1 protein-coding gene is annotated in these 922 nt (G+C 69.8%); it reads left to right on the top strand.

Translation table 11 applies throughout. The features are described 5' to 3' along the window. Nucleotides 1–853 (top strand): IS701 family transposase (locus ACFPIJ_RS64490; protein WP_380129462.1); only part of this gene is annotated, 853 nt, incomplete at its 5' end. Nucleotides 854–922: the final 69 nt, after the last annotated feature.

Here is a 922-nt window from a genome sequence, read left to right as displayed (position 1 = left end):
CCTGGTCACCGATACCGCGTCGTGTCCGGTGGACTGGCGGCTGTTCGTCCCGGAAGCCTGGGATCCGGCCTGTCCGGGGGCGTTCGAGGACGTCGCGGACCGGCGGGCGCATGCCGGCATCGGCCCGGACGTCACGCATCGGCCGAAGTGGCGGCTGGCACTGGACATGATCGACGAGGTGACGGGTTGGGGTGTGACCGCGCCACTGATCGTCGCCGACAGCCGCTACGGCGACACCGGCGATTTTCGCCTGGGCCTCACCGAACGGGGGCTGTCCTACGTGGTCCAGGTGACCGGACAGATCAGCGCCTACCCGCAGCACACCGTGCGGACCGTCCCGCCGTATCGAGGGGTTGGGATACATCCCAGGCCGAGGTACCGGGATCCGGCACCATGCCTGCGTGATCTGGTGACCGGTATGGGTACCGGCGCGGCCCGGATGGTGACCTGGCGCGACGGCTCCTGTCACCGCGACGGGACGCCGCTGCCGATGCGGTCGAGGTTCGTGTTCGCCCGGGTTCGTCCCGCGGGCCGCACGATGCTGCGCCGATACCGTGACCAGGATCTGCCGGAGGCCTGGTTGATCGCGGAATGGCCGGCCGGTGCCGCAGAACCGGCCAAGTACTGGCTGTCCAACCTGCCGGCCCGCACCGCGAAGCGGCGGCTGGTCCGGTGGGCGAAACTGCGCTGGCGGATCGAGCATGACTACCGCGAGATCAAGACCGGCCTCGGGTTCGACCACTACGAAGGCCGCACCTGGCAGGGCTGGCACCACCACGCCACCCTGGTCTCGGCCGCACACGCCTTCTGCACCCTGCAACGCCTGGACCCAAAAGCTCCAGCGCCGCAGTGACCCTCTACGGCGCGCTCCAACGGATGCAACCCCTGCTCGTCCGCCTGCTCGGCACCTGCCCGACCTGCG

This window comes from Dactylosporangium cerinum, assembly GCF_042653625.1.
Taxonomy (GTDB): Bacteria; Actinomycetota; Actinomycetes; order Mycobacteriales; family Micromonosporaceae; genus Dactylosporangium; species Dactylosporangium cerinum.
The sequence above is the reverse complement of the archived record's forward strand: the minus strand, read 5'-3'. Positions and strand labels throughout refer to the sequence as shown.